This window comes from Streptomyces sp. 2114.4 (genome assembly GCF_900187385.1).
GTDB classification, from domain to species: Bacteria; Actinomycetota; Actinomycetes; order Streptomycetales; family Streptomycetaceae; genus Streptomyces; species Streptomyces mooreae.
Genome location: NZ_FYEY01000001.1, coordinates 4359361 through 4385209, shown reverse-complemented (window position 1 = coordinate 4385209; position 25849 = coordinate 4359361). Strand labels below are relative to the sequence as shown.

Sequence of the window (25849 nt, the reverse complement as noted above, 5' to 3'; positions counted from 1 at the left end):
CGCGCGGCGGAGGGGGGCATCCAGCGCGGCTTCGACGTCCTTGTCATCCCGTACGCCTCCCTGCCCCGAACAGCGCCCGGACCGGGTGGCGGACGGGACCCGGACCCCTCCCCCTCAGGCGCCTTCCGTGGTGGGGAGGGGTTTCGCTGGGGTGTCGAGGGCGGCGGCCAGTTCCGTGATCGTCGGGTGGCGCAGGGCGGTCCCCGGGTCCAGGGCGAGTCCGGCCGCCCGGACGGCGGACAGCACATGCAGGACCAGGAGCGAGTCACCGCCCAGATCGCGGAAGTGGTCGTGGACGCCGACCCGGTCGACGCCGAGCACCTGCTGCCACACCTCGGCGAGTTGGCGTTCGGTGTCGGTACGGGGCGCCACGTACACGGCCCGTACGGCCGTCGCCTCCCGGTGCGTCCCGGCATCGGCGGCAGCGGCCCCGCGGTCGTACTTGCCGTGCGCCGTCAGGGGCAGGGCGTCGACGATCCGGTACGCCGCGGGGATCTGCGGCGCGGGCAGCACCCGCCGGAGTCGTGACCGGAGTGCGGACGGCTGCGGTGCCGCTCCCTCGGCGGGCACGACCCAGGCGGTGAGCCGGTGCCCGCCCGCGGCGTCGGGTACCGCATCGACGAGCACTTCGCGCAGCCGCGGGTCGCCGAGGAGCGCCGCCTCCACCTCCGCCGGGTCGACGCGGTGGCCGCGGACCTTGAGCCGGCGGTCGGCCCGCCCGGCGAACTCCAGCTCTCCGCCGGCCCCGAGCCGGGCGAGGTCTCCGGTGCGGTACAGGCGGGCGCCCGGCGCACCGTACGGGTCGGGCACGAAATGCGCCGCCGTCAGGCCGGGGCGTGCCGTATAGCCCCGGGCAAGCCCCGGCCCGCCGATGTACACCTCGCCGACGATGCCGTCGGGCACCGGCTCCAGGTCGTCGTCCAGCAGCCGCAGCACGGTCCCCGGAAGGGCCTTGCCCAGCGGCACCAGGGGCCGCCCCAGAGGGCCGGTCACACGGTATGCCGCGGCGGCCACGGTCGCCTCGGCCGGCCCGTACTCCGCCGCCAGCCGCATCCGGCCGCCGGCCGCGGCGACCCGGGACGCGATGCGCTCGGCCTGTCCGGCCGGGTAGGCGTCGCCCGCACAGATCAGCAGTTCCGCCAGGCCGGCCAGCTCGTTGTCGCCGAGCTGTTCCTCCAGCAGGGCGAGGTGTCCCGGCGTCATGCCGACGAAGGTGTACGGGGCCCAGCCGGCCAGCAACTTCGCGAACTGATGCGGCTCGAACCCCTGCGGCAGCATGTACACCGTCCGGCCGGTCATCAGGGGGGCGAACAGCGCGGGGACTCCCAGGTCGGTACCGATCGAGGTGAAGAACGGGGCTCCTCGGCCCGCCGCGCCCGTGGTGTAGCTGCCGACCGCCCAGCGCAGGTAGTGGGCGAGGGCCCGGTGGCCGACCGCCACGCCCTTGGGTGCCCCGGTGGAACCCGAGGTGTGCAGGACGTAGGCGAGGCGGTCCGGATCGAGCACGCGGGCGGGCGGGCCGGGCACAGCCGCCTGCCGGGCGCGGCACTCGTCCGGGTCGTCCACGACCAGACGCGGGACGGCCGGGACCCGGGCGGCGTGGGTCTTCTGGGTCACGACGAGGCGGCAGCCGGCTTGGGCGAACAGCGTGCGCAGCCGGGCGTCCGGAGCGGACGGATCGCACGGTACATACGCCGCCCCCGCCTTCCAGATGGCGAGCAGCGTGACGAGGAGATCCGGCCCGCGGTCGAGGAGTACCCCGACGCACGCCTCCGCACCGGCTCCGGTCTCCCGCAGCCGCCAGGCCAGCAGGTTCGCGCGGGTGTCGAGTTCGGCGTAGGTCAGCTCGGTGTCCGTGGTGACGAGGGCGGTGGCCTTCGGGGTGCGGGCGGCCTGTGCCTCGAAGGCGAGGAGGGTGTCCTCGAACGGCGCCGGAGTGCCCTCGGCCCCCGCCTCGCCGTCCGGGTGGGCGGGCAGGCACAGCCCGAGCTCCCCCTCCTCCGGGTACCCGCCCCGCACCTCGCCGTCCGGTCCACCCGCGGCCATGTCCGCGAGCACCGCGAGGTAGAGCCGGGCCAGCCGGTCGGCGCGGTCCCGGCGCAGCGTCCGGGTGTCCGAGGCGATGGTGAGGTGGCCGCGCACCGGGGTTCCGACGACGACGGGGAACTCGTTGGGGCTGTCGTCGCGGGTGGCCGCGGTGTCGACGAGGCCGGTGTCCACCTGGTGGAAGTCGAGGTAGTGGAAGAGCACGTCGATCAGGTGGGGGTCTCCTTCGGGCCGGCGCATCGCCGGCATCGGGAACCGCCGGTGAGGCCAGAGCCCGACTTCGGCGGCGAAGACCTGCTGGGCCAGCTCTCCCCAGGTCCTGGCGCCGCGCTCGTAGGGGAACGGCACGGAGTTCAGGTACATGCCGGAGACCCGCTCCGCGCCGCGCACCTCGGGCCGGGCGTCGGCGACCATGCCGCCGCGGAAGGACCGCTGCCGGGTGAGCAGGCTCAGCACCTTGCTGTGGGCCGCGTGCAGCACGCTCTTGTACGGCACGCCGGTCTGTGACGCCAGCGCCCGCAGTCCGGGCTCCAGGTCGTGCAGCGGCAGGTCGATGCGGTACCGCTCGGCCGGCACCTGACGGCCGCCGGACCAGCCCGCCGGAATCTCGAACTTCTCGTATCCGTCCAGGAGTTCGCGCCAATAGGCCCGGTCTCCCCCGTCGGCGAGCGAGCGCAGCTCGGCCGCGATGAAGTCGGCGTAGCGGACGGCGGGTGCCGGCGGGGCGGGGGCGGGCCGGTGCCCGTCGCGGATGCGCTGATAGGCACGGAGCATCTCCATCAGCTGGGAGTGGTAGCTCCACCCCTCGATGACCGGGTGGCATTCGGTGATCGACAGCCACCAGCTCTCGTCGTCCAGCAGGTGCGTGGCCATCCGCATCAGCGGAGCCCGGGTGATGTCGAAGAGCTGCCCGCGGTCGCGGCGGGCGAAGTCCACCAGGGCCGGCCATCGCTCGTCCCGCGGGCGGTGCCGCAGGTCGTGGTGCACGTACGGCATGGTGCCGTGGGCGTGCACGATCTGCAGCGGCTGTGCGTAGCCGGTGAGCGCGAACGAGGTCCGCATCACCTCGTGCCGGGCCACGATCAGGTCTGCGGCGGCGCGGAAGGCCGCGGGGTCGAAGGGCCGCTCGTCACGGATCCGGAAGGAGGTGATGTTGTGGTAACGGTGGTCGCCGCTGTCCCCGAACATCTCGACGAACATCCCGGCCTGTGTGCGGGACACGGGGTAGGCGTCGACGGCGTCGGCGGGGAGTGCCCCCCGGTCCTCGTCCGCCATGAGGGCGAAGGGGGCGACCGGCTCCGCCCCCTGCTCCGCGGCCACCAGGCCGCTCTGCAGCGCCGCGCAGAGCCGCGCCACGGTGCGGTGTTCGAAGATGTCGCGCACCGCCACCGTCCGCCCGGCCTCCCGCAGCGCGCCCGCCAGCGCGACCGCGCGCAGCGAGTCGCCGCCGAGGTCGAAGAAGTTGTCGTGCACGCCGATCCTCTCCAGGCCCAGGACCTCGGACCAGATGGTGGCCATGGCGTGTTCCGCGTCGTCGCGCGGCGCGACATGCTCCCCGACAGCGGTGGCGGCACGCTCCGGCGCGGGCAGAGCGGTGCGGTCGAGCTTGCCGTTGGCGGTCAGCGGCAGGGCGTCGAGGGTGACGAACGCCGACGGCACCATGTACTCGGGCAGTCGTGTGCCCAGGAGTTCGCGGAGCCGGGCCGGCGCGAGCGCGGGGTCTTCGGTGCCGGGAGCGCGCACGAGGTAGGCGACCAGGCGCTTGTCGCCCGGCGTGTCCTCGCGGACCAGGGCGACGGCCTCGGCCACGGCCGGGTCCTCGGTCAGCACGGCCTCGATCTCGCCCGGCTCGATGCGGTAGCCGCGCAGCTTGACCTGGTGGTCGGCGCGGGAGACGAAGTCGAGGTTGCCGTCGGGCAGCACACGGGCGAGGTCGCCGGTGCGGTACAGGCGGGCCCCGGGCGGGCCGTAGGGGTCGGGAAGGAAGCGCTCCGCGGTCAGGCCGGGGCGGCCCACGTAGCCGCGGGCCAGACCGATGCCGCCGACGCACACCTCGCCGACGCTGCCGACCGGCAACGGCCGCAGGTCCTGGTCCAGGACGCGCATGGTGGTGTTGGGGATGGCGCGGCCGATGGAGACCAGCTCGGTGTCCTGGGGGCCGTCGATGAAGTAGGCGGAGTTGCCCACGGTGATCTCGGTGGGCCCGTACTCGGCGGCGAGCCGGGTACCGCCGGCTGCCGGCTGCCGCAGCCAGCGGTTGGCGAGCCGCCCGGTGAAGGCGTCACCGGCGGCGATCACCAGCCCGGCCAGGCCCGCGCGCTCCTCCTCCGACAGCTGCTGGGTGAGCAGGTCGAGATGGCCCGGCGTCAGCTTCACGAACGCGTAGGGAGCACCCTCGGTCAGCAGCCGGCCCAGCTCCGTGATGTCGAAGTCCTGATCGAGCAGGTGCACCGGCTGTCCGGTCATCAGCGGGGTGAACAGGTCCGGCACACCGAGGTCGAAGGCGACGGAGGAGAACAGCGGGGCCCCGCCCGTCCCGGCACCGGCATACGCATCGACGGTCCAGCCCACGTAGTTGGCGAGCCCGCGGTGGGTGATCTGCACCCCCTTGGGGCGGCCCGTGGAGCCTGAGGTGTAGATGACGTAGGCGAGGTGGTCGAGGTGGTGGCCGCCGGCGGGTGGTGCGAGCGGCGCGGGCGGGCAGCCGTCGAGGAGCCGGCGCTCGGCGTCGTCATCGATCACCACGGTCCGGGCCGCCGTGCCCGCCAGCCGTCCGGCATGACGGCGTTCGGTGACGACGAGCCGGCTCCCGGTGTCGGAGAGCATGAACGCCATCCGCTCGTCGGGGTATCCGGGATCGAGCGGCACATAGGCGGCACCCGCCCGCCAGATGCCCAGGAGGGCGGCCACCATCTCGGGGCCACGGTCCAGCAGCACGCCGACGGTGTCCTCCGGCCCGGCTCCGAGCGCACGCAGCCGGTGGCCCATGCGGTTCGCGAGCGCGTCCAGTTCGCCGTACGACAGGTGGCGCCCGCCGTGGACGACGGCGGTCGCCCCGGGGGTGGCCGCGGCCCGGCGGTCAATGGTCTCCGGTACGGAGCACAGCGCCGAGGCGTCGAGCGGGGTACGGGTGCCCAGGGGCTCGCCGGGGCCGTCCAGCAGCAGGGCTCGCTCCTGCACGTCGAAGATGTCCAGCTCGGACACCGGCGTGGCGGGCGAGGCCGCGGCCGAGCCGAGCAGCCGGCTGTAGTGGCCGGTGATGCGCCGGGCGGTCGCGGCGTCGAAGAGGGCGGTGGCGTACTCCAGCGAACCCTCGATGGAGCCGTCCGGCTGCTCTTCGAGGTGGACGGTGAGGTCGAAACGGGCGGTGTGGCCGGGCACCCGGGCCTCGGTCGTCGTGACGCCCGGCAGGTCGAGGGGTTCGGCGGGGTCCGCCCGTGTCAGGTCGAACATCACCTGGAACACCGGGGTGGCGGACAGGTCACGCTCCGGCTCCAGCATGTCGGCCACCCGGTCGAAGGGCGCGGACCGGTGGTCGAAGGCGGCCAGCACCGTTTCCCGGTTCCGCTCCAGCAGCCGGAGGAAGGGGATGTCACCGTCCCAATGGGCCCTGAGGACCAGGCTGTTGAAGGCGTAGCCGATCATGCCGGCGAGCTCGGGCCGGGTGCGCTCCGATACGGCGGTACCGACGGCGACATCGCGCACGCCGGTGTGGCGGGACAGCAGCACCTGGAATGCGGTGAGCAACACCATGAACGAAGAGGCACCGCACTCGGTGGCGACGGTGCGCAGCCGCCCGGCGACCTCGGCCGGCACGGTGAAGTGCTCCAGGGCGCCCTCCCAGGACCGCACGGCGGGCCGCGGCCGGTCGGTGGGCAGGTCCAGGGAGCCCAGTCCGGACAGCTGGTGTTGCCACCAGTCGAGTGCGCGGCGGACCTCTGGGCTGTCCTGGCGCTCGTTGAGCCAGGCGGCATAGTCGGCGTACTGCACCGGCTCCGTCGCCGGCGCGGGAGCGCGGCCCCGGCTCTGCGCGCGGTAGAGCTCGGACAGCTCCGTGAACAGCAGGGGGCGGGAAGCGGCGTCGCAGGCGATGTGGTGGAGCACGACGACCAGCAGATGGTCGTCGGCGGCGAAGCGGACCAGGCGCACCCGCAGCGGCGCCTGTGTGGCGAGGTCGAAGGGCGCCCGCGCCTCCTCCTCGGTGAACTGCCGGGCCGCCGCGGCGCGTGCGGCCTTGGCGAGTCCGCTGCGGTCGGACTCGGCGAAGTCCACCGGGCCCGGGGCGTCGATGATCTGCCGGGGCTCGGTGCCGACGAGCAGGTAGCGGGTGCGCAGGATCTCGTGGCGCTCCGCGAGCAGGTCGAATGACCGGCGCAGCATGTCCGGGTCCAGCGGCCCGCGCAGCCGGTAGGCCACCGGCAGCAGGTACTCGGGGCTTTCCGGGGCGAGCTGGTGCAGGAACCACAGCTGACGCTGGCCGGCGGAGAGCGCGAGCGGCTCGCCGCGGGGGACGCGCCGGATGCCCCGGCGGGCCCGGGGAGCGGTACCGGAAAGGCGGCGGCGCAGCAGCTCCTCGCGCAGGGCCGCGTCCGAGGCGGCATCCGCACGGGTCTGGGAAGGTTCGGTCATGGGTGGTACTCCCTGTGTGCGGCGGCCAGTTCGGCATCGCTGAGCGACGCGATCTCGGCACGTACCGCCTCCTCGACGGCCTCGGCGAGCGCGGCGACGGTGGGCCGGTCGAAGAGGGTGCGCAGCGGAAGCGTCACGTCGTACTCCTCCTGGATCCGGGCGATGACCCGGGCGGCGCGGATCGAGTCCCCGCCCAGCCGGAAGAAGCCGTGCCGGGCCCCGATGCGCGGGGCGCGCCCGTCGGGCCCGGTCAGCACCGAGCGCCAGATCTCGGCGAGGGCTTCCTCGAGGAGGCCTTCGGGGGCCGTGTACGGCTCGTCGTCGGCCACGGTGGTCAGGTCGGGGGCGGGCAGCGCGGCGAAGTCGATCTTGTGGTGCCGGGTCAGCGGCAGAGCGTCAAGGGGGACGACGAGGGTGGGCAGCATGTAGTCGGGCAGGCGCCGCGCACAGTGCTCCAGCAGCTCGCCCCGGGGCGGGAGCCGGTCGCCGGACGGGACTCCGTACGCGACCAGCCGGGCCTCGTCCCCGGTGCCGTGGACGACGACCACCGCCTCGGCGACGCCGGGGTGCTCGGCCAGCACCGCCCGCACCTCGCCGGTTTCCACCCGCCGGCCGCGGATCTTGACCTGGCCGTCGGCGCGCCCGGCGAAGTCCAGGATGCCGTCGGGGAGCATCCGGGCCAGGTCGCCGGTGCGGTACAGCCGGGCGCCCGGCGGCCCGTAAGGGTCGGGCACGAACCGCTCGGCCGTCAGGCCCGGGCGCCCCGCATATCCCCGGGCCAGCCCCGGCCCGCCGATGCACAGCTCTCCGACCGTGCCCGGGAGCACGGGGCGCAGCAGCGGATCCAGGACGCGTGCGCTGACGTGCGGGTAGGGCCGTCCGAGGGGGACCGCCGTCGCGGTCCGGGGGACCTCCCAACGGGTCGCGGCGATGGTGGTCTCGGTGGGGCCGTACTCGTTCACGAACCGTTTCAGACGACGGGCCAGGGTGCGGGCGAGCTCCGGCGGACAGGGCTCACCGCCGGTCTGCCCGGTCAGCGGCCGCTCGCCGAGCCCGCTGTCCACAAGCAGCTGCCACTGTGGGGGCACCGCCTGGAGGTGGGTGACGCCGGTACGGTCGATCAGCTCCACCAGCGCCTTGTAGTCCTCGCTCTCCTCCTCGCGGGCCAGGACCACCCGGCCCCCCGCGATCAGCGGCATCAGCAGTTCGGTGAGGGAGATGTCGAAGGTGGCCGGGGCGAGCGCGAGCCAGGCGTCATCCGGGCCCCGGCCGAAGTCCAGGTGGTCGCGGGAGGCACGCAGAAGACGCAGCAGCGACCGGTGCTCGACGGCCACGCCCTTGGGGCGGCCGGTGGATCCGGAGGTGTAGATGACGTACGCGAGCCGGGCCGGCGCGAGGCGGGCGGCCGCAGGGCGGTGTGCCGGGGCCGCCGGGTGCCCGGGACCGTCGACGGCGAGCGAGGCGCCCCCGTGGCAGGGGGCCAGGCGGGCACGGCCCGACTCGTCCGAGACCAGGACCAGGGCCCGCGAATCGGCGAGGATGTGGGACAGGCGCTCGTCGGGCAGGGCCCGGTCCAAGGGCACATAGGCGGCTCCGGTCTGCCAGATGCCCAGCAGACAGGCCACGAGGTCGGGGGTGCGCGGCAGCATCACGGCGACCGCGGTCTCCGGGCCGGCCCCCAGGGCGAGCAGCCGGTGCGCGAACCACTCGGCACGGTCCTGCAGCCTGGCGTAGGACCACTGTTCCTCACCGCAGACCACGGCGGTGGCGCCGGGCGTACGGCGCACCGACTCCGCAAACGCGGCGTGGACACAGCCGTCGGGCTCGTCCCCGGACACCGGGCCGGCCGCACCGAGCGCCAGCAGGCGGGCCCGTTCCGCGTCGGGCAGCAGCTCGGCATCACCCAGCGGCATCGAGGGGTCCGCGACGAAAGACTCCAGGAGCCGGATCCAGCAGGCGGCCAGACGGTCCACGGTGGCCGGATTGAACAGCGCCGTCGCGTACTCGACCATGCCCAGCAGGCTTCCGTCGGCCCGCCGGTGCACCACGAAGGTCAGGTCGGTACGGGCGGACCGCCAGGCCGCAGCGAACGCTTCCAGGTCGGCTCCGGAGAGGGCGGTGCCGGTGCGTCCTTCCTCGTGGAAGTCGAACATCACCTGGTACAGCGGGGTACGGGACAGATCGCGCTCCGGCTGCAGTTCACTCACCAGTCGGCCGAAGGGCAGCTCCTGATGGGCGAGGGCGTCCAGTACGGTCTCGCGCACCGAGGCGAGCGCGTCGCGGACGGCGCGGCCGGCGTCCGGGCGGCAGCGCAGGACGAGGGTATTGAGGAAGTAGCCGGCCGTCTGGGCCACTTCGGGCCGGTTCCGTCCGGCGACGGGCATGCCGAGGGTGAAGTCCGCTCGGCCGCTGAGCCGGGCCAGCAAGGCGACGAAGCCGGTCAGCAGCGTCTGGTGGAGGGTGGCGCCCGTGTCCCGGCCCAGCGCGGCGAGGCGGGCGGTCAGGGCGGCGGGCACCACGAAGGTCCGCAGGGCCCCGCGCCCGTCGCGCTCCGCGGGGCGCGGGCGGTCCGCGGGCAGCTCCAGCGGCGTGGCCCCGCTCAACTCCCGCTTCCAGTAGCCGAGTGCGCCGTCGGCTTCCGTGGCGCCGTCCGCCTCGCGGCGGCGCTGCCAGACGGCGTGGTCCGCGTACTGCACGGCGACCTCCGGCAGACCGGCCCGTCCCCCGGTATGCACCCCCTCGCCCAGGGCACACAGATCGCGTTCCAGGAGAACCGAGGACCAGCCGTCGCATGCGATGTGGTGGATGCCGAGCAGCAGCACCTGGCCGCCGTCGGCAGTGCGCACCAACAGCGCCCGCCACACCGGACCGCGCTCCAGGTCGAAGCCGCCGCCCAGTTCCCGCGCGGCGAGGTCGCGCAGGGCGGCGGCGTCCGCGGCCTCGGCGACGCGCAGCTCCACGGCCCGGCCGGGGGGCTCCACGACCTGGACGGGTTCGGTGCCGCGCAGCGCGTAGTGGGTGCGGAGGATTTCGTGGCGCTCCGCCAGCTGCTGCAGTGCGGCCTTGACGGTCCGTTCGCTCCAGTCGCCGGGGAGGCGCATCCACACCAGGTCGGCCCACTCGGGGCTGCCGGGGCGCATCCGCTCCAGCAGCCACAGCCCCTGCTGCCCGCCCGACAGTGGCAGCGCGTCCCCGCGGGGGACCGGGACCACCGCGTCCTGCCCGGTGGCAGCGGACTCCCGGCCCTGCGCTCCGTCCGCGTCGTACGGCCCGTCCGGGTCCCCGAGGAGGGCCGCCTGGGCCGTCACCGTGGAGGCGGAGAACAGGTCGCGCAACGCGATCCGCCGCCCGGATGCGGCGGAGAGCCGGACGGCGAGGCGGCCCAGGTGCAGCGAGGAGCCGCCGGCCCGGAAGAAGTCGTCGTGTGCGCCGATGGTCTCGGCGGGGAGGTCCAGGGTCAGCGCCCACGTCCGGGCGACGACGCGCTCGGCGGGCGTGCGCGGCGGCACATGGGGCAGGTCGCTGCCGACGCCCGGGCCGGGGTCGGGCAGCGCGGCACGGTCGGTCTTACCGCTGGCGGTCCGGGGGAAGGCGGCGACGGGTACGAAGACGGCGGGCACCATGGGGCCCGGCAGCGTGCGGCCGGCGAACTCCCGCAGCTCACCCGGGGACGGTGCGGCGGCGCCGTGTGGCTGCACCCAGGCCACGAGCCGGCGGCCACCGTCGCGATCCGGCACCGCGTCGACGACGACGGCGTCCACGTCCGGGTGGGCGATGAGCACGGACTCGACCTCGCCGGGCTCGATCCGTACGCCGTTGACCTTGACCTGCTGGTCCAGGCGCCCCAGGTACTCCAGTTCGCCCGTGGCGGACCTGCGCACGCGGTCACCGGTGCGGTACAGCCGGGCTCCAGGCGGACCGAAGGGGTCCGGGACGAAGCGCTCCGCGGTCAGACCGGGGCGGCCGAGGTAGCCGGTGGCGACCCCCACGCCGCCGGCATGGAGCTCTCCGGCGCTGCCCGTCAAAACGGGGCGGCCCTGTGGGTCAAGGACCAGCGCGCGCAGGCCCTCGAGGGGCCGCCCGATGGGCACCGGGCCGGACGTCTGGGCGGGGTCGAAGCGGTGCTCGGTGATGTCCACGGAGCATTCGGTGGGCCCGTAGGTGTTCCAGATCTCCACCTGCGGTACCCGCTCCAGCAACTGGTGGCACAGCTCCGCGTGCAGCGGCTCACCGGCGCTGAAGACCAGCCGCAGGGCGGTGCAGCCGTCCCAGCCCGGCGCGTTCACCAGCGCACGCAGCACCGAGGGCACGGCCTGCAGGACCGTGATACGGCCGGTGGCCACCGCATCGAGCATCAGCGCGGGGTCGCGCTCGGCGCCCAGCGGCGCGAGGACGACCGTGCCCCCGCTGACCAGTGGCGCGAACAGCTCCAGCCCGGCCGCGTCGAAGCCGATGGTGGTCTTCTGCAGCACCCGGTCGGCGGGCCCGAATCCGTGCGGGGACGCCAGCCTGCGCACGCGGTTGGCGATCCCGCCGTGCGGCACCACCACCCCTTTGGGACGCCCGGTGGATCCGGAGGTGTAGAGGACATAGGCCGGACGCCGGGCGGCCTCCGCCCTCCCGCCGGGGATCTTCGGCGCGGTCTCCTCGTGGGACCCCGGGGCAGCCGTCCCCTCAACCGCCGTGTCGTCCGCACCGTGCGCGGCGCCCGGTGCCGGACCGGCCGGCTCGTCGAGCACCAGCAGGCGGGTGGCGCCGAGAGGCGGGAGCGCCGCGATGGCGGCCCGCTCGGTCAGGACGAGAGGGGCCCGGGTGTCGGTGAGCGCCCAGGACAGTCGCTCGGCCGGGTGGTCCGGGTCCATCGGCACGTAGGCGGCGCCGGCCTTCCACGTTGCCAGCAGGGCGACGACCAGGTCGGGGCCACGGCGCAGGCACACCCCGACGAGGCTCTGCGGACCGATGCCGAGCGCGACCAGCCGGTGCGCCAGCCGGTTGGCCTGCCGGTCCAGCGCACCGTAGGTGAGGCCGGCCCGGCCGGCGGGCCCGCCGTCGACCGCGAGCGCGTCGGGCGTGGCCGCGGCCTGCGCGGCGATCAGCTCGGGCAACAGCGGGAACGGGCCCGGCGAGTCCGGTGTGCTGCGTTCCGCGAGCGCCCCCTCCGCAGGCGAAAGAGCCGACGGCGTCCGGTCGTTCACAGATGCTCCTTCGACAAAGTCGCCTCGGGGCGGAATGGGGGAGGTGCCGCAAGGGCGGTTCAGTCGGCGGCGGAACGTTCCATCCGGCGGCGCAGGCTCAGCGGGCGCATATCGGTCCACACCGTGTCGATGTAGCTCAGGCACTCCGCACGGCTGCCTTCGGTCCCGTCGGCGTACCAGCCGTCCGGCAGCGGGCGGTCGGCCCACCAGATCGAGTACTGTTCCTCGTCGTTGCGGACCACGCGGTAGGTGCGGTCACTGCTGTGGTCGTCCATGCGGCGTTCCCAGGGTCGGGGGCGGGGACGGTCGGATGACCGCTGCTCAGTCGGAGTTGACGATGCGTCGCACGTTCGCCTCGAACTCGGCGGAGGTGCCGTTGCGGTGCGCGACCTCGGCGATGTGCTCCGCGATCTCGCGGAACGTCCGGCCCTCGAACCCCTCGAGCTCTTCCAGCACCTTCATCCCCAGCTCGTTCTCCAGGTCGAGCAGGACCTGGACCATCGAGAAGGAATCCAGGTCACGCAGCTCTTCCGGCTCGGGGACATCGGGCTGCTCGGCGCAAATGGTAGCGGCCGTCCGCCGGATCACCTCGGTGAATTCATCGATGAGAGACGGGGCGCTTTCCGTGACCGTTCCGTTGTCCACCATAATTCCTCGCTCGCTCGTCCGCCGCTCGCGCACCAATGAATTCCTCCGGCATCGGAGGTCACGTGTCGGGCGGAATGAAATTTCTGTCGATGATCGACCCCGAACGTAGTCCGGGGCTCATCGCAGGGTCAATGACACGGCCTCCGATTCCACGCCGGCCGTCTCGCCGGCGAGACAGTCGCACGGCCCTGGAACCCACCGGGCACCGCCTCTGGTGAGCGCGTTTCCGGCTCACCTCCTTGACCCGCGGTCTCGCCCCTGCCTACCGTCCTGTAATTCCGACACCGTGAGCATCCGGATATACCCGGCCCGCCGCATTGCCTACAGCATTCCCGGCGTTATAGAAATCAAAGGGATTCGCGACGGATAATCGCCCTGCGGGCAGCCACGGCAAGAGAGGCAGGTGGCCGATGCTTTTTCCACACACCGAAACCAGGCGGGTCGCACTGCGTCCGGCCGGTGCCGAGGACGCCGTTACGGCCTACCAGATCCTCTTCCAGCTGGGGAGCGCCGGACTCCCCGTCCTGGACGCCTTCGTCAAGACCTTCGGAGAAGGACTGTCGGCGTGCTTCCTGGTCCACCGGAAAGACACGGACGAGGTCGTCGGGCTGAGTACGATCTCCCCGCTCACCCCGGCAGGCCACGTCCGTATCGAGGTGCACCTCGCCGGGGCGGAAAACCATGAACTCACCGGTGATGTCCACGCGTTGACCGCCAATTTCGCCTTCGCGATGTGGCGCACCCGCAAGGTGTACATCCACCGCACGTCATCGGACATCAGCGCCATCGGCTGGGGCGACGCGCCCGCTGCCGTGATCCGCGCCGAGGCGGTGCTGCCCGACCACACGTATTTCCACGGCAGGTTGTGGGACGTCCACATCTTCGCCATCCACCGTGAGGACTGGAACCCGCACGGTGTGGCTCTTCTCAAGCAGATCGTCTGAAACGGCCGGACGTCGGTCTGCCCCCCACGGCCAACTCTTCAATCCTGACGCCAATCCTGTTGGAGGTGACGTGCCGCGATGACCCAGCATGTGTGGGGTTACTTGCCGGAGTACGAGAAGGAACGCGCGGACATTCTCGACGCGGTGGACACGGTGTTCAGCTCCGGACAGCTGGTGCTGGGGAAGAGCGTCCGCGGCTTCGAGCAGGAGTTCGCCGCGTACCACGAGGTCGCCCACTGCGTCGGCGTGGACAACGGCACCAATGCCATCGTGCTCGGCCTGCGTGCCCTGGGCATCGGCCCCGGGGACGAGGTGATCACGGTCTCGAACACCGCGGCACCCACCGTGGTGGCGATCAACGCCGTCGGCGCCACACCGGTGTTCGTCGACATCCACCCGGACACCTACCTGATGGACGTGGGCCAGGTGGCCGCCGCCATCACCCCGCGCACCCGCTGCCTGCTCCCGGTGCACCTGTATGGCCAGTGTGTCGACATGGCACCGCTGCAGGAACTGGCCGACAAGCACGGCCTGCTCGTCCTGGAGGACTGCGCGCAGGCACACGGCGCCCGCCACCACGGCCGCATCGCCGGATCGATGGGCAACGCCGCGGCGTTCTCCTTCTACCCGACCAAGGTGCTCGGAGCCTACGGTGATGCCGGCGCCACGGTGACCGACGACGCCGCCGTGGACGCCCGCCTGCGGCGGCTGCGCTTCTACGGCATGGAGGACCGCTACTACGTCGTCGAGACACCCGGCTACAACAGCCGGCTCGACGAGGTGCAGGCGGAGATCCTGCGCACCAAGCTTCCCCGCCTCAACGACTACATCGCCCGCCGCAGAGCCATCGCGGACAGGTACGCGGAAGCCTTCAACGGCACCGGTCTCCTCACCCCCCGGACCGCTCCGGGCAACGAGCACGTCTACTACGTCTACGTGGTGCGCCATCCGCAACGCGACCGGATCATCGAAGGCCTCAAGGCCCACGACATCGCGCTGAACATCAGCTACCCCTGGCCGGTGCACACCCAGAAGGGATTCGACCACCTCGGCTACGGCAAGGACGACCTGCCGGTCACCACCCGCCTGGCCGAAGAGATCTTCTCCCTTCCCATGTACCCGTCCCTGTCCGACGCGGAGCAGGAGCGGGTCATCGATGCGGTGTCCGACGTCCTGGGAAGGCTCTGACCGAGGTGAGCCTCATGTCCACCGCCGAGTTCCACGCCTGGTGGGCCGAGCGCCGCCAGGCCGGCGGGTTCTCGGTGGAGCGCATCCCCTTCGACGCCCTGGACTCCTGGGAGTTCGATCCGCTGACCGGCAACCTCGGTCATGCGAGCGGGCGGTTCTTCACGGTCGAAGGGCTACAGGTCCGCGACGGCGGCAACGGCGGTGCGGAGATCTGGTCGCAGCCGGTCATCAACCAGCCGGAGATCGGCATCCTCGGCATCCTCGTCAAGGAGTTCGACGGCGTCCTGCACTGCCTGATGCAGGCCAAGATGGAGCCGGGGAACGCCAATACGATCCAGCTTTCGCCGACGGTACAGGCGACGCGGAGCAACTACATGAAGGTGCACCGCGGCGCCGGCACCCGGTATCTGGAGCACTTCACCGGGCCGCACCGCGGCCAGGTGCTCGTGGACGTACTGCAGTCGGAGCAGGGCGCCTGGTTCTGGCGCAAGCGCAACCGGAACATGGTGGTGCTCGCGACCGGTGACGTGCCGCTGCACGAGAACTTCTGCTGGCTCTCCATGGCCCAGATCCGCGAGCTGACCATGGTGGACAACCTGGTCAACATGGACGCCCGCACCGTGCTGTCGTGTATGCCGTTCATGCTCCCCGACGAGGCCGAGACGCCGAGCGGCGACGCGTTCCACGACGCACTGGTGCGCTCGTACCAGTACCAGGCGGCGAAGGAGAGCCGGTCCGCGCTGGAGACCGCGGGCGGGATCCTGAGCTGGTTCACCGAGGCGAAGACCCGCTGCGACTGGACCGCCCGTCTGGTGCCGCTGACCGACGTCGCCGGCTGGAAGCGCGACGACTGGGAGGTCACCGACGAGGGGGCCGAGAACTTCCGCATCATCGCGGTCCGGGTCGCGGCCGGGACCCGGGAGGTCACCCGCTGGACGCAGCCGCTGCTCTACCCGCGCGGGGAGGGACGCGCCGTGTTCATCGCCCGCCCGGTCGGCGGAGTGCTCCATCTGCTGGTGCGGGCCCGGCCCGAGTACGGGCTGATGGACCAGGTGGAGATGGCGCCGACGGTGCATCTGCACCCGGGACAGGGCCTCGACGGCATACCGGAGCCCTTCCTGCGCGACGCGCTGCTGCCCGGCGGCGCCACGACGCGGTACGACCAGGTGCTCTCGGAGGAGGGCGGGCGGTTCCACCATGCACTGACGCGTTATCAAATCCTTGAGGTGGGCGAGGAGTTCCCGCTCGAAACGCCGCCCCATCTCTGCTGGATGACGGCACGGCAGCTGACCGACCTGCTCCGCCACGGTCACTACCTCAACATCGAGGCCCGCTCCCTGCTCACGTGCCTGCTCAGCCTGTGCTGAGCGGGCACCGGGCGGGCGTCTGTACATGTGCGATTCTCTGAGACTGGTGGGCCATGTTTGATGCGGCACGAGTTACCGAAATGTCAATCAAAGGGGCTTATCGCCTGGTCCCTAACAAGATCCCGGATATCCGCGGCTCCTTCTTCGAGGCCTTCCGGGGCGGGATTCTCACGGAGATCATCGGCTATCCGTTCACCGTCGGGCAGGCGAACTACTCCCTCAGCCGCCGGAACACGATGCGCGGCATCCACAGCACCTCCCTCCCGCCCGGCCAGGCCAAGCTGGTCACCTGTGTGCGCGGCGCGGTGCTGGATGTCGCGGTGGACCTGAGGGTGGGCTCACCCACCTTCGGGATGTACGACATGACGCCACAGGACGAGGAGTCCGGCACCGCCGTGTACATGGCCGACGGGATCGGCCATGCGTTCCTGGCCCTCACCGACGACGCCTGCATGAACTACCTGTGCTCGGAGGCGTACGTCCCCGGAACGATGATCGAGGTCAATCCCCTGGACCCCGACATCGGCATTCCCTGGGGGATCGAGGAACCGCCGATCATGTCGGAGAAGGACGCCGCGGCGCCCACGCTGGCCGAGGCGGTGTCCCAAGGGCTGCTCCCCACCTACGAGGAGTGCCTGGCCCACTACCAGGCGCTGGGAAAGCGCTCGGCCGAGGGCTGACGCCCTCCTGGGTGGCACAGGTGACCGGTCACATTTCTTCTCCTCCCATGCTGAGCGGAGTTCTTCCACATGTTTAAGAGCACGAGTGACAGACTGCGCATCGGGATCATGGGATGTGCGGATATCGCCTGGCGGCGGACCCTCCCGGCCATGGAGGGCAACCGCGCCGTGCAGGTCACGGCCATCGCCAGCCGGGACGAACGGTCCGCGGCGAAGTTCACCGACCGGTTCGGCGGTGTGCCGATCGAAGGCTACGACGTGTTGCTCGGCCGCGATGACGTCGATGCCGTCTACATCCCGCTTCCCGGCCTGCTCCACGCCGAATGGGTCGCCCGGGCCCTCGACGCGGGCAAGCACGTGCTGGTCGAGAAGCCGCTGACGGCCGGCTACGAGGACACCGGCCGGCTGATCGACCAGGCGCGCTCCCGCGGTCTGGTGCTGCTGGAGAACTACATGTTCCTCTATCACTCCCAGCACACCGTGGTGCGCAAGGCCCTGGCCGAGGACGTCATCGGTGAACTGCGCGGTTTCTCCAGCGCGTTCACCATCCCGCCGAAGCCGGTGGGCGACATCCGCTATCAGCGCGATGTCGGCGGCGGGGCCTTCCTGGACTTCGGGGGCTATCCGGTACGGGCGGCACAGTATTTCCTCGGCGGCGACCTGAAGGTCGTCGGCGCGGTGTTCCGGCACCACCGGAGCCGGGGCGTGGTGATGTCGGGCAGTGTGCTGCTGAGCACGCCGGAGGGGGTCCCCGCCCGGCTGACGTTCGGCATGGAGCACTCGTACCGCAACACCTACAGCCTGTCGGGCAGCACCGGTCGCATCATCCTCGACCGGGCCTTCACACCGCCGGAGACGTACCAGCCCGTGATGCGGGTCGAACGCCAGGACCACCATGAGCAGTTCGTCCTGCCGGCCGACCACCAGTTCGCGAACGTCATCGACACCTTTGTGGATGCCGTTCTCGGTGACCGCGGCATACGGGAGCAGCAGGAGGGCTCCCTCCGGCAGGCGGCGCTGATCGAGGAGATCCGGAAGAACGCGCTCCTGGTGGAGGTCTGAAGCGCGCACCGGGACCGGCCCGTTCCCGGCCGTCGTCGCGGCCGTCGTCGCGGGCCGGCCGCCCCGCACCGCACCGGAACGGCAGCCCGGCACGTCAAAGCCCCCGTTCACCAAGACCCGGACGTCCTACGCGGTGGCCGGCCGTTCCCCCTCGGACAAAGGGGTTCCCCGGCCGCCGTGAGGGTGCCCCTGACGGTGGTGCGGCCCGCTTCAGCTCCCGGTGAGCGGGTGCGGCAGGTCGCCGGGTCCGAACAGGTCGGGCCGGGTCCAGCCGTCGAGGTCGTACTCCGACATGCACTGGTCCGCAAACCCCTTCAGGGCTTCGGCCTGGCCCCGTGCCTGATAGCTCAGCAGGGTCTGCACGCGAATTCCTTCGTGGTCGCCACCGTAATTCCGCTCGTACAGCTCGTGGCGGCCGGCGAATTCCGTACCGACCGCGTCCCACAGCAGCTTGAGGAGCTTGACCCGGTCGATGGCCTCGACTCCCCGCGAGCCCCGAAGATAGCGGTCCAGGTAGGGGCGGACGTCCGGGTTCTTCCAGTCGCTCGAATGCGAGTTGAGATAGATCAGGCCGCTGCCAAGGGTCTGCTGGATGATTTCCCGGATCCGCGGATATCCGATGCCCATGAACGTCCGGTAGGCCAGACCGTAGTTGAGGTTCGGCTGCACGGCGCCGCCGCGCCACTCGGTCGGCGACTTCGCCATCGCGTCGGACATGCCCCAGAACATGTCGCGCCAGTTGAGGACCTCACCGATCTGCGCCTGTACGCCGCGGAAGCCCGACGTTCCGGTCACCTCGACGGCCTTCAGCAGACATCCCGCGATGAAGTCGAGCTTGACCGCGAGCCGGGTGCAGCCATGGAACGTGAACCGCTCCAGGAAGCCGGACCTGGACGCGAACGCGTTGGCCGAGGCCGCGTCGTACATGAACACGTTCTCCCACGGCACCAGCACCCGGTCGAGGACCATGATCGAGTCGTTCTCGTCCAGCCGGCTCGACAGCGGGTAGTCGAAGGGACTGCCCAGCACCGCAGCGTGCATCTCGTAGGAGGTGCGGCAGAGCAGCTTGAGACCGGGCGTGCCCATCGGCACCGTGAACATGGCCCCGAAACGCTTGTCCCGCAACGGCAGGCCCATGTGGGCGATGAGGTTGGCGTTCGTGAGGGCGGAAGCGGTCGCCACGACCTTGGCACCCGACACCACCAGCCCCGCGTCGTTCTCCTCCTCGACATGGACGCAGACATCGGCGGTGCGGTCGGCCGGCCGGTCGCGGTCGACGGGCGGATGGACGATCGCGTGGTTGAAATAGAGCACCCGCTCCTGCGCCTCCCGGTACCAGCGCAACGCATTGTCGCGGTACGGCCCGTAGAAGTCCGCGTTCGCCTCGAGAGTGCCGAAGAACGCCGCCTTGTAATCCGGAGTGCGGCCCATCCAGCCGTACACCAGCCGCTGCCAGGCGACGATGGCATCACGTGCGGCCACCAGATCCGCGGAACTCCTGGCGGTCTTGAAGAAGGGGTGGGTGAAGCCCCCGTTCCCGGTGTCCGTCGGCACGCTCAGCACGCCCCGGGACTCCGACTCGTGCAGCGCGTCGTACAACTGTGCGATGGACCGGGCACTGTTACGGAACGCCGGATGCGTGGTGACGTCCTGGACGCGTTCACCGTGGATGTAGACCTCGCGCCCGTCCCGCAGGGACTCCAGATATTCCGCACCGGTCATCGGGCGGACACCGTTGAGCGCATCCGTATTCGTACCTGACGCTGTCGTCAATTCGGTCTTCTCTCGCAGAAACGGGTCACCGGCCGAAAGCAGCTGCATCGGTGGCGTGGAATGGGGAGCGCCCCGGAATCCGTGCGGAGTTCCGGAAAGGTCCGGCCGTCGACAGAACACCTGGCGCGGCGCATCACCGGATACCATCGGCCGGGAACCGGGGCGGAACGGCCTGCCGGACCTGCTCCAGGAAAGGGTGCTCCTGTCCCGCCGGCGAGACCTGGCCAAACGTTTCGGTGCTTTCCCCTGACCCGTCCGAGACGAAAGTCTCCAACAGTCCGACCAAGGTATCGTCCACCGTCCGTCCCGGCCTCGGGAAGAGATCACGCGGGTAAAGTCCCGGACGTGCTCGACACCTTGCCCGCTCCCGCGCCCGCCCGGCGGAGTCCACGCGACTGGACCGTGGACACCGCCCTCTTCCTGCTTGCGGTGGCCTACGGTGTCGCGACCGCGAAGAGCAGGGGGGCGGCGGCCCCCGAGCCGGGGCTGAACTGGATGTACCTGGAGCAGATAGCCGGTGCCCTCGGTTCTGCCCTGCTGTGGCTGCGCCGGCGCAAACCGGTGGAGGTCGCCTCGGTGCTGATCGCCCTCTCCGTGGTGTTCGAGATGGTCGCGGGCGCCATGCTCGTCGCGCTGTTCTCCGTCGCCGTCCGCTGCTTACCGCGGACCACCGCGATCCTCTACGCGGCGAGCCTGCTGCCCGTCATCTCCGATGTCTTCACACGCCCCGACACCGGCCTGTCGGCGTTCCACTTCTTCGTCTTCGGAACCATCGTCCAGGGGGCCGCGGTCGGGTGGGGTCTGTTCATCCACCACCGGCGGCAACTCCTCCGACAAGTGGCGGCCGAGGCCCGGCTGCGGGCCGAACAGGCCCAGATGCGGGCCAGGGAAGAGGTCGCACGGGAGATGCACGATGTGCTCGGCCACCGGCTGTCGCTGCTGAGCCTGCACGCCGGGGCACTGGAGTACCGTCCCGACGCCCCCAGCGAGGACGTCGCCCGGGCGGCGGGGGTGATCCGGCAGAGCGCGCACCAGGCGCTGCAGGACCTGCGCGAGGTCCTGACCGTACTGCGGGCCCCGGCCGGTGAACTGCCCCAGCCCACCCTGGCCGATGTGCACCGGCTCGTGGCGGAGTCGTGTACCGCCGGGATGCAGGTGCGGCTGCTCAAGGACATTCCGGAGGCCGTTCCCGACCTGATAGGCCGGACGGTCTACCGGGTGGTCCAGGAAGCGCTCACCAATGTCCGTAAGCACGCCGCCGGGGCCGCCGTGTCCGTCCAGGTGACCGGGAAGGCGGGCGAGCAACTCACTGTCCAGGTGTCCAATGCCGCCACCGGCGCCCGGCCCGCGCAACCGCCGGGTACACCCCCGGGGCAGGGGCTGGCAGGCCTCGCCGAACGAGTGGCGCTCGCCGGCGGACGGCTGGAGTACGGACCGACCGGGGAAGGGGGCTGGGAGATCGGAGCACGGCTGCCCTGGTCATAGGGCGGCCGGCTCTCCCAGGGCGGGTCCGGACGAGCTTTCCGATGTCAAGAGGTGCCCACACGCGGCGTGGGTCGAACAATGAGTGGAAGTGATCTAGCTGTGCCGAAAGAGATGAATCCGAAGGCGGCCGAGACCACGAAGGTCTCCGAGCCGCTGTGGGGCCAAGTGCTCGTCTGTGTCGTTTTCGGGCTGATCGGCGCCGGACTCTGCTGGCTGCTCAAGCTGCTCGCGAAGTGGCTGGTGACCCTGCCCTGGGCACCCATGCAGGGCCCGGCCAAGCTCCTGACCGCGATCCCCGAACCCGGGCTCACCATCGGGGCGGTGGCCGTCGGTGGCTTCATCGGCCTGGTCGGGGGCGCGCTCATCAAGTTCGGTGAGCTGTCGGTCAGTGTGTCCGACAGCAGGGTGCTGCTCACCCGCAAGGGAGAGTCGCGGGAGATCCCGAGCGCGGACATCTCCCTGGTGTTCCGCGCCGGCAAGCAGCTCGTCCTGCTCGGCCACCACACCGAGGAGCTGGCCCGGGAGGACTGCGACCAGGACCGCCGCCGCCTCGCCGAGGCATTCACCGCGCACGGCTACTCCTGGGCCGACGAGGACCCGCACGAGAAGGAGTTCCAGGTCTGGGTGCCGGAGAGCCCCAAGCTGTCCCCGCAGGTGCACGCGTTGCTCAAGGCCCGCGACCAGTTCCTGAAGAAGCCGGGATCGTCAGACCAACTGCGAGAACTGCGGGATGAGTTGAGGCAGCTGGACGTGGTGGTGCGCGACAAGGACAAGCGGCAGTACTGGCGTACGCTGCAGCGCTGACCGTGGGACCGCCGGTGTTCAGGGGGCCGGACAGCCGGCCCCCTCGGCCCTCCCACCCCGCGGGCCGGCCGCCGGGCCGGTCACAGTGCGCCGGCCGGCACCCGCTCCGTCAGCTCCTGGACCAGGCTGTTGGCATGCGGTACGGCGACCAGCTCCTCGCGCAGGTCGTGCGCACGGCGCCGGAAGGCCTCGTCCTCCAGGAGACGGAGCAGGCTCTCGCGGACGGTGGGCCCGGTGGCCCTCGTCGCATGCGTGGTGAGGCCGGCACCGTGCGCAGCCAGACGCGCCGACAGCAGCGGCTGGTCCACGTCCCAGGGCAGGGCGAGCTGGGGAACTCCGTAGAGCGCCGCGGTGGTGAGGGTTCCCACTCCGGCGTGGTGGATGACCGCCGCGCAGGTCGGCAGCAGCGCCTGCATCGGCACGTACGGCACCAGCCGGGCATTGTCCGGAATCCGCTTCAGTCGCTGCCGGACGGCGTCGCTGACGGTCGCCACCAGCTCGATGTCCAGGTCGCCGACGGCGTCGAGGATGTCCTGGACGTCAACGGGGTAGGCGAGATCGTGATCACTCACGGTCAGGCCCAGGGTCAGGGCCACCCGGGGGCGCCGCGGCGGCTCCCACAGCCAGCGCGGCACGACCGCCGGTCCGCCGTACGGAGTGAAGCGCAGCGGCCGGTAGTCCAGATCCGGGGCGTGCACCTGCAGGGACGGTGGCAGCAGGTCGATGCTGAACTGGCCGGTGACCATGTCCTCGGTGAACTCCCCGCCGTACTTGCGGGCGTAGCCGCCCAGCCACTCGGCGAGCGGGTCGTCGCTTTCCCGGTGCGGCTGACCGGAGTTGAGCCGTAGAAAGTGGTGCCGGGTGATCCCGTAGACATCCGCGCCGATCAGCATGCGGGCGTGGGCGGCGCCGACGGCCTTGGCCGCGATCGCGCCCGCGAAGGTCAGCGGTTCCCAGATGACCAGATCGGGCCGCCAGTGCCGGGCGTACTCGGCGAGCGCACCGGCCAGCGGCGCATTGGTCATCTTGTGCGCGGCCTCGATCCGGACCCGGTACCCCTCGCGCAGGGATTCCAGGCTGATGTCCTCGGGCCTGCGCTCCACGGCGTCGTACGGCTCGGCCAGCCCCGGTCTCAGCCGTGCCCCTGCGCCCTTGAGCCGGCCGAAGACCTGCCACAGGTCGCGGTCACTGCCGACCGGCACCGCGGTGAGTCCCGCCTGGGTGATGGCCTCGGTCATCTTCGGCTGGCAGGCCACCCGCACCTCGTGGCCGGCGGTGCGCAGCGCCCAGGCGAGCGGGGCCATGAGCAGGAAGTGGGTGCGTTCGGGATAGCACGTGAACAGAATGCGCATGGGGTGTCTTTCGATCAGCGGGGGCCGGACGCCGAAAACGGCTGTCAGCGGCGGCGGTGCAACAGGTGGCGGCGGTGCACGGGTGACGGCGGTGTGCGTCAGCCGGTGCGGTGCCGGGCGGTGAGCTCTTCCAGGCGGGGAACGAGCGCGTTGGGGGTGGGCAGAGCCAGCAGCTCGTCACGCAGGTCCCCCGCGCGGGCGCCGAATTCCGGCTCGTCGAGCAGCCGCAGCACCTGTTCCCGGATGGCCTGCCCGGTGGCCTTTCCGTGTGGCAGCTCCAGGCCGGCGCCGTGCTCGGTGAGCTTGCGCGCGAGCAGGGGCTCGTCGAAGCTGAACGGGATCGACAGCTGAGGTACCCCGTGCCGGGCAACGGTCCCGAGCGTGCCGGGGCCCGCGTGGTGGATGACGACCGCGCAGGTGGGCGCCAGTGCGTGCAGGGGCACGAACGGAAGCAGCCGGGCGTTGGCGGGGACGCTTGTCAGCTTGGCCTTCTCGGCGTCGGCGATGGTGGCGACGACCTCGATGTCGAGATCGGCCAGCGCATCGAGGACATCCTGGGTGTGGATGGTGTAGCCGTCGAAGAGATCGGTTGCCGTGAGCCCCATGGTCAGCGCCACGCGGGGCTTCGTGGGCTCGGCCCATAGCCATTTCGCCACACTCGACGGCCCGTTGTGAGCGACGAACTGCATCCGCAGATAGTCCAGGCCGTCAGCTTCGAGCTGGAGGCACCGGGGGAACTGGTCGATGGTGAAGTGCCCGGTGACCATGTCCTCGGTGAACTCCCCGCCGTACTTGCGGGCGTAGCCACCCAGCCAGTTGGCGAGATGGTCGGTGCGGTGCCCTTCCGGACGCTGCGCCCGCAGGCGAAGGAAGTGTGCGCGGGCCACGCCGAAGACATCGGCGCCGAAGAGCAGGCGGGCGTGGGCGGCGCCGGTGGCCTTGGCCGCGATCGGGCCGGCACAGGTGAGCGGGTCCCAGATGACCAGGTCCGGCTGCCAGTGCCGGGCGAACTCCACCAGTCCGGCGACCATCGGGAAGTTCTCCGGCTTGTGGCCCTTCTCGACCGCGTCGTAGTAGCCGTTGAGCAGGTGCTCCCACGTCGCCTTCGAAGGGTCCTCGGCGACATCCCAGGGAGCGTGCAGCCCGGCGCGCGCCGCTGCCAGCTCCTCGGGGTTCATCCGTGCCATGCGGAACACATCGCTGTCGCGGCCGACGGGGACTGCGGTGAGCCCGGCCTGGGTGACGGTGGGCACGAACGAGGGCTGGACGGCGAACCGCACCTCGTGGCCGGCGGTGCGCAGCGCCCAGGCCAGCGGCACCATGCTCAGAAAGATCGTCTTTTCCGGGATGACGGTGAACAGGACTCGCATGGCTGCTGCTTTCCGTGGGGTCAGGCGGTGGTGCCGCGGTGCCGGGCGGTGAGTTCTTCGAGGCGGGGGACGAGCTGGTTGGGGGTGGGCAGCGCAAGGGTCTCGTCGCGCAGGGCGGTGGCACGGCTGCGGAAATGCGGCTCGCCCAGCAGACGCTGCACGGCGGTGCGCACGGCCCCGCCGGTCGCTTCGGTCGTGTGGAGATCGAGACCGGCACCGTGCTCGGTGAGCTTGCGCGCCAGAATCGGCTGATCCCAGTGGTAATGCAGGGACAGATGAGGCACGGGATGACGGGCGACCGTGGCGAGAGTGGCCGCACCCGCGTGATGGATGAACGCACTGCACGTGGGCGCGAGATGGTGGAGGGGAACGTAGGGGACCAGGCGGGCGTTGTCCGGGATGCGCCGCAGCTTGGCCTTCTCGGCGTCGGCGATGGTGGCCACCAGCTCGATATCGAGATCGGCCAGCGAATCCAGCACCTCCTGGGTGGGGATGGTGTAACCGCTGTAGACATCCGTCGCGCTCAGCCCCATGGTGAGCGCCACCCGCGGCTTCTCCGGCTGCTTCCACAGCCACTTCGCCACCGTGGCCGGCCCGCCGTACGGGATGAACTGCATGCGCTCGTAGTGCAGCCCGCACGCCTCGGTCTGCAGACTCCCGGGAAACTGGTCGATGGTGAAATGCCCGGTGACCATGTCCTCGGTGAACTCCCCGCCGTACTTGCGCGCATAGCCCCCCAGCCACTGAGCAAGCGGATCCGACCGCCGCCCCTCCGGCTGCTGCGCCTTGAGACGCAGGAACCGCTCCCGCGGCACGCCGAAGACGTCGACTCCGAAGAGCAGCCGGGCATGCGCCGCGCCGACGGCCTTGGCCGCGATCGGGGCGGCAAGGGTCAGCGGATCCCAGATCACCAGGTCCGGCTTCCAGTGCAGCGCGAACTCCACCAGATCCGCGATCATCGGGAAGTTGTCCTCCCGCAGGGACCCCGAGACCAGGTCATAGCCTTCGAGCATGCTTTCCCAGGTCGCCGTCGACGGGTCCTGCACGACGTTCCAGGGCGTGGGCAGGCCGACACGTGACGCGGCGATCAGCTCAGGGTCGACCAGTTCCAGCAGCCGGAAGGGGTTCTGGCGGCGTCCGACGGGGACGGCGGTGAGCCCGGCCTGGGTGATGGTGGGAGCGAACGAGGGCTGGCCGGCGAAGCGGACCTCGTGCCCCGCGGTACGCAGCGCCCAGGCCAGCGGCACCATGTACTGGAAGATGCTCTTGTGCGGGTTGGCCGCGAACAGCACACGCATGGGTCAGC

General features: G+C 71.3%; 15 protein-coding genes. 7 read left to right on the top strand and 8 right to left on the bottom strand.

Features of this window, described 5'->3' with window-relative positions; genetic code table 11:
* Positions 1-114: 114 nt before the first annotated feature.
* The 4 genes from CFW40_RS19230 to CFW40_RS19215 are packed head-to-tail and all read right to left on the bottom strand — an operon-like array spanning position 115 to position 12518.
* Positions 115-6675, bottom strand: a complete 6561-nt coding sequence (locus tag CFW40_RS19230) for a non-ribosomal peptide synthetase (protein ID WP_088799062.1) — start codon at positions 6673-6675, stop codon at positions 115-117.
* A complete protein-coding gene (locus tag CFW40_RS19225) occupies positions 6672-11870 on the bottom strand; it encodes a non-ribosomal peptide synthetase (RefSeq protein WP_256331388.1) in 5199 nt (1732 codons plus the stop codon). The genes CFW40_RS19230 and CFW40_RS19225 overlap by 4 nt, the downstream gene beginning before the upstream one ends.
* Positions 11871-11929: 59 nt before the next feature.
* Positions 11930-12145, bottom strand: coding sequence for an MbtH family NRPS accessory protein (locus tag CFW40_RS19220; RefSeq protein WP_088799061.1), 216 nt, complete (start codon positions 12143-12145; stop codon positions 11930-11932).
* A gap of 46 nt (positions 12146-12191) precedes the next feature.
* Entirely contained in the window at positions 12192-12518 is a 327-nt protein-coding gene (locus CFW40_RS19215; protein WP_088799060.1) for an acyl carrier protein, read from the bottom strand.
* A gap of 410 nt (positions 12519-12928) precedes the next feature.
* Between CFW40_RS19215 and CFW40_RS19210 the strand changes: the two genes are divergently transcribed.
* From CFW40_RS19210 to CFW40_RS19190, 5 genes are all read left to right on the top strand, one after another.
* Entirely contained in the window at positions 12929-13462 is a 534-nt protein-coding gene (locus tag CFW40_RS19210; RefSeq protein ID WP_088799059.1) for a GNAT family N-acetyltransferase, read from the top strand.
* A gap of 78 nt (positions 13463-13540) precedes the next feature.
* The gene (locus CFW40_RS19205) at positions 13541-14650 is read left to right on the top strand and encodes a DegT/DnrJ/EryC1/StrS aminotransferase family protein (RefSeq protein WP_088799058.1); all 1110 of its coding nucleotides are present in this window, start codon (positions 13541-13543) and stop codon (positions 14648-14650) included.
* Positions 14651-14664: 14 nt separating this feature from the next.
* Positions 14665-16017, top strand: a complete 1353-nt coding sequence (locus CFW40_RS19200) for an NDP-hexose 2,3-dehydratase family protein (RefSeq protein WP_088799057.1) — start codon at positions 14665-14667, stop codon at positions 16015-16017.
* An 80-nt stretch (positions 16018-16097) separates the two neighbouring features.
* Positions 16098-16697, top strand: a complete 600-nt coding sequence (locus CFW40_RS19195) for a dTDP-4-dehydrorhamnose 3,5-epimerase family protein (protein ID WP_088799056.1) — start codon at positions 16098-16100, stop codon at positions 16695-16697.
* A gap of 69 nt (positions 16698-16766) precedes the next feature.
* A complete protein-coding gene (locus CFW40_RS19190) occupies positions 16767-17759 on the top strand; it encodes a Gfo/Idh/MocA family protein (RefSeq protein ID WP_088799055.1) in 993 nt (330 codons plus the stop codon).
* Between the two features lie 210 nt (positions 17760-17969).
* On the opposite strand, the gene CFW40_RS19185 is transcribed toward CFW40_RS19190, so the two are convergent.
* The gene (locus CFW40_RS19185) at positions 17970-19481 is read right to left on the bottom strand and encodes a 4-hydroxyphenylacetate 3-hydroxylase family protein (protein ID WP_256331389.1); all 1512 of its coding nucleotides are present in this window, start codon (positions 19479-19481) and stop codon (positions 17970-17972) included.
* A 396-nt stretch (positions 19482-19877) separates the two neighbouring features.
* Here CFW40_RS19185 and CFW40_RS19180 point away from each other — a divergent pair, with 396 nt between their 5' ends.
* A complete protein-coding gene (locus CFW40_RS19180; RefSeq protein WP_256331390.1) occupies positions 19878-21017 on the top strand; it encodes a sensor histidine kinase in 1140 nt (379 codons plus the stop codon).
* A 111-nt stretch (positions 21018-21128) separates the two neighbouring features.
* Entirely contained in the window at positions 21129-21821 is a 693-nt protein-coding gene (locus CFW40_RS19175) for a hypothetical protein (protein WP_176956452.1), read from the top strand.
* An 80-nt stretch (positions 21822-21901) separates the two neighbouring features.
* On the opposite strand, the gene CFW40_RS19170 is transcribed toward CFW40_RS19175, so the two are convergent.
* The 3 genes from CFW40_RS19170 to CFW40_RS19160 all read right to left on the bottom strand — a co-directional run bounded on the left by CFW40_RS19170 (position 21902) and on the right by CFW40_RS19160 (position 25841).
* Positions 21902-23173 carry an activator-dependent family glycosyltransferase gene (locus tag CFW40_RS19170; protein WP_088799051.1) on the bottom strand — a complete coding sequence of 424 codons (1272 nt, stop codon included), beginning with the start codon at positions 23171-23173 and terminating at the stop codon, positions 21902-21904.
* A 98-nt stretch (positions 23174-23271) separates the two neighbouring features.
* Positions 23272-24543, bottom strand: a complete 1272-nt coding sequence (locus CFW40_RS19165) for an activator-dependent family glycosyltransferase (RefSeq protein WP_088799050.1) — start codon at positions 24541-24543, stop codon at positions 23272-23274.
* A gap of 20 nt (positions 24544-24563) precedes the next feature.
* Positions 24564-25841 (bottom strand): activator-dependent family glycosyltransferase, encoded by a 1278-nt coding sequence (locus tag CFW40_RS19160; protein ID WP_088799049.1) that lies wholly within the window; start codon positions 25839-25841, stop codon positions 24564-24566.
* Between the last annotated feature and the right edge of the window lie 8 nt (positions 25842-25849).